This window comes from Enterobacter cloacae complex sp. GF14B, from assembly GCF_004136805.1.
Classification (GTDB): domain Bacteria; phylum Pseudomonadota; class Gammaproteobacteria; order Enterobacterales; family Enterobacteriaceae; genus Enterobacter; species Enterobacter hormaechei_C.
Window position 1 is genome coordinate 1 of the sequence record NZ_QFRV01000160.1, and the last position, 3,867, is coordinate 3,867.

The 3,867-nt window shown below is 62.2% G+C and carries 5 protein-coding genes; all 5 read right to left on the minus strand.

Annotated features, from left to right (window positions below; genetic code table 11):
- The coding region (locus DD606_RS23980; protein ID WP_176691472.1) for an FAD-dependent oxidoreductase at positions 1-468 on the minus strand (468 nt) is incomplete at its 3' end.
- Entirely contained in the window at positions 465-1,391 is a 927-nt protein-coding gene (locus tag DD606_RS23985; protein ID WP_003860055.1) for a VOC family protein, read from the minus strand. The genes DD606_RS23985 and DD606_RS23980, both read right to left, overlap by 4 nt.
- A gap of 78 nt (positions 1,392-1,469) precedes the next feature.
- Entirely contained in the window at positions 1,470-2,258 is a 789-nt protein-coding gene (locus DD606_RS23990) for an IclR family transcriptional regulator (RefSeq protein WP_003860053.1), read from the minus strand.
- 12 nt (positions 2,259-2,270) lie between these two features.
- Positions 2,271-3,020, minus strand: coding sequence for an SDR family oxidoreductase (locus DD606_RS23995; RefSeq protein WP_003860050.1), 750 nt, complete (start codon positions 3,018-3,020; stop codon positions 2,271-2,273).
- Positions 3,020-3,867, minus strand: an 848-nt coding sequence (locus DD606_RS24000) for an aromatic ring-hydroxylating dioxygenase subunit alpha (protein ID WP_129259317.1), incomplete at its 5' end; no start/stop codon positions are given. The genes DD606_RS24000 and DD606_RS23995, both read right to left, overlap by 1 nt.

The following is a 3,867-nucleotide window of genomic DNA, read 5'->3' on the forward strand; positions in this document are numbered from 1 at the left end:
AAGGCCAATCCAGCCGCCGCCGATAATCGCCAGTTTGTGACTTTCCGACAGGCGACTTTTCAGGCGCTGCGCGTCCTGCCAGTGGCGCAGGGTATAGACCTGCGGATGGCTGGCCCACGCCTGCGAAGGCAGGCGCGCCCGACCGCCGGTAGCGATTAAAAGGATGTTGTAACTAAGCTGCTCGCCGTTGCTAAGAAGGACTTTTTTTTCATCGCGATCGACAGATTCAGCGCGCAGCGGTCGGTACCAGGTCAGGTCCAGCGCCTGCTGCACCTCGTCGGTAAACAGCCTTGGGAGCGCCGCGTCCGGTTCCAGCAGAGACGCTTTTGACAGCGGCGGCCGCTCGTAGAAATCCCATTCCTCTTCCGCTACCACGCAAATCTCGCCGTCGAAGCCCTCGTCACGCAGGGTTTTCGCCGCCCAGCCGCCTGACTGGCCGCCGCCGATAATGACAATGCGCGATGTCATACCGCCTCCGGCTTTTTCTGCTGACGGCGCGTGTCGTGGTCAATCCCGCCTTCCACCGCCCACTCGGTGAAGGAGACCAGGGAATGCTCCAGCTCGCGCGGCTGCCAGTTTTCCGTCAGGTAATCATCGTTGGTGTAATACTCAAACGCGCCGCCGGTCGGGCTGTTGACGTACCAGAAGTACGCCGACGACACCGGATGACGGCCCGGCCCGATAAAGGTGCTCCAGTCATGTTTATTCATCGCGATACCGCCGCCGATCACCTCGTGGATATCGCGCACGGTGAAGGCCACGTGGTTAAGGCCGCGCTTGCGGTTCGGCAGTTGCAGCAGGAACAGGTTGTGATGGCCGCCACGCACGCCGCAGCGCAGGAACACGGCGCGGTTGATATAGCGATCCGAGACCTGGAAGCCGAGCACCTCGCGGTAGAATTTTTCCACCGCCGCCAGCTCCTCCACGAAGAACACCACATGCCCCACGTTGATCGGCTGGGCGCGATCGTAAACCGGGCTGGGGGTGTCGATACGGCGGGCGTCGCCCCACTGGTTTATTGGCTCGACGTTAAGCTCCACGTCGGTCTGCTGGGTCACCTGCACGCGCAGCGTCATGCCGTTCGGATCGAGGCATTCCAGCGCGTCGCCCACTTCGCGAAAGCCGGGCTGCTGCGCCAGCTTCGGGCGCAGCGCGTCGAGATCGGACTGTGCGGCAACCGCCCAGGTCATGCGGCGCAGGGTGTTGCCCGCTTCAAACGCGGGCGGCAGGTCGGGGCTGTCGATCGGGTTAAGCTCCACGCGCGCGCCGCTCAGGGTGGTGAAACGCTGGCCGCTGGCATCGCCCGTCAGGCCAAAATCACGCATAAATTTGGCGCAGTGCGTCAGGTCTTCCACACCAAATTCCAGCTTTTCAATTCCGGTTACACTCATCGTTCGTTGCCTCATCTGGCCCAGATTGGGCGTAAAACATGCCCGACGCAGTCAAGCGCCTGGCGTTAACTCACTGATTTAACTGGCCTGTGATAGATACCCTAAGAAGCCAGAAATTTTATCCGCCGCAAGGCGAACCTCGTTTTGCAGGCGCTCGCGGTCGCTCTGCGGGATCTCCTCCGACGGCACCAGAATGCTGACTACCGCCGCCACGCGGCCGCTTCGGTCATACACCGGGTAGACGATGGAAGAGATGCCGTGGCGGAAGAAGGATTCGCCGATGACATACCCGCGGGCTTTGTCCTGCTGCACCATCTGCCACAGGGCTTCACGGTCGTGAAGCTGCCCCGGCGTGTTGCCCGGCAGACGCTCATGCGGGAACAGCTGTTCGAAATCAGCGCGGGAAATATCGGTCAACAGCATGCGGCCCAGCGAGGTACAGTGCACCGGCAGACGGGTACCAATGCTGACCTGGTTGATACGCGACCCGGCGGCGCTGACGCGGGCGATGTAGATAATGTCGCGCCCGTCGCGGATCGCCAGATGGCTGCTGCACTGGCTCACGTCGCGCAGTTGCTCGATCACCGGCTGGCCGACCTGCGCCACGTCCAGCGAGGCGATGTACTCAAAGCCAAGACGCAGCACGTTCATGCCCAGCGAAAAGGTATTGGTGCGCGTGTTGCGCTCCAGAAAGCCCATGTACTCCAGCGTCTGCACCACGCGATAGGCGGTCGCCTTCGGCATATCTACCAGCCGGTGCAGCTCGGCAAAGGTCAGATCGCGATGCTGCTCGCCAAAGGCCAACAGCAGCTGTAAACCGCGCTCCAGCCCCGGCACCAGATACTTCACTTCCTGATCGTTTGCCATCATCGCCCTACCTTAGTTAAAGACAAAACCGCCGTTGACCGGGATCAGCTGTCCGGTGATGAACCGAGACAGATCGCTTAGCAGCCAGACCACGCTGCCGGTGACATCTTCCGGCTGCTGCGCGCCGGTTAACGCGCGTCCGTTTTCGTAGAGCTGATGCCGTTCGGCGGGGACATATTCCGTCGCCTCGACGCGGGTTAACCCCGGCGCGATGGCATTAATGCGTATACGCTTTTCACCCAGTTCGCGCGCCATTGATCGGGTCATGGCAATGACGGCCCCCTTGCTGGCGACGTAGGCCATCAGGCGCGGCGCGCCCCACAGCGCGGTGTCGGACGCCACGTTCACAATGCCCGCCCCTTCACGCAGCAGCGGCACGGCGGCGCGCGTCACCAGCCAGGTGCCTTTGACATTGACGCTCATCACCCGATCCCAGAGATCCGGATCGTAATCGAGCATGTTTTTGCCGCCGACGCCCGTCGCCATCGCCGCGTTGTTCACCAGGCCATCGATCTGACCCTGCTCGCCAATGGCGCTGAACACCTGCTCAATGGACTGTGGATCGGCCAGATCGATAACGTGCGGTTCGATCGCATAGCCCCGCTCGCTCAGGGCGTGGGCGCTTTCGGCCAGCTCGCCCTTCAGGATGTCGCACATCACCACCGCCGCGCCCTGCTCCGCGCAGGCTTTGGCAAAGTGAAAGCCCAGCCCGCGCGCGGCGCCGGTTATGACGATGCGCTTGCCGCTCAGCAGCCCGTTCATCAGGCGGCTCCCTGCTGTGCTTCACGCATCGCCAGCTGCTCTTTGGCGGCCTTTTGCATCATGCGGCGCAGGCGCGAAAGACCGACGTCGTGCTGATACAGGTACTCATGATCGCGCGCGTTTGGCGCCAGGCTTTCCAGCACCACGCGGTCCTGCTCCAGCACTTCCCAGTGCAGTTTTTCCAGACGGTTGCGGTACATGAAGCGCCACATATCGCGCTGCCAGCCCTGCACCCGGCGAATGCGCCAGAAGAAGACGCGGCAGTTGTCGTTATCTTCCGGCACCACCATGCCGACGATAAAGAAGTGGCCGCCCGGCCCGAAGCGCTTCTTGTACGGAATGGAGAGGCGCATCCAGCAGGTGCCGCTGTTGCCCAGCTCCACCCAGTCAAAATTGACGCCGCTCTGCCCTTTCTTCTCGAAAATAAAACCGGTTTTGGTCGGCTGGAGCACCATGTCGGCCTTGCGATCCCCTTCCGCCATCGAGTGCGACGAGGAGTGCAGATAGGTGCCGTGCATCGGGTCCATCACGTTTTCCAGCGCGTACTGGTAATTGCATTTCCACGCGGCGGTGCAGAGGAAGTTGCTGAAGCTGTCCGTATCGGCGAGCTCGTCCGGGAAGGTCAGCTCGTCCGGCTGCTGGTCCGCGGTGACGCCAAACCAGAGGAAGATGGCGCCGTGCGCCTCCTGCACGTTATAGCTGCGTACGCACTGCTGGCCGACCAGCGGACATTTATCTACGGCGGGCACGTCTTTCACTTCGCCGTTGCCCGCCACCTCTACGCCGTGATACCAGCAGGCAATGCGGTCCCCGAGGTTCCAGCCCATCGACAGGCGCGCGCCGCGGT

What these genes read in the sequence shown, in the direction of transcription:
- DD606_RS23985 (WP_003860055.1), bottom strand. Translation starts at nt 1,391, where the DNA reads ATGAGTGTAACCGGAATTGAAAAGCTGGAATTTGGTGTGGAAGACCTG.
- DD606_RS23990 (WP_003860053.1), bottom strand. Translation starts at nt 2,258, where the DNA reads ATGGCAAACGATCAGGAAGTGAAGTATCTGGTGCCGGGGCTGGAGCGC.
- DD606_RS23995 (WP_003860050.1), bottom strand. Translation starts at nt 3,020, where the DNA reads ATGAACGGGCTGCTGAGCGGCAAGCGCATCGTCATAACCGGCGCCGCG.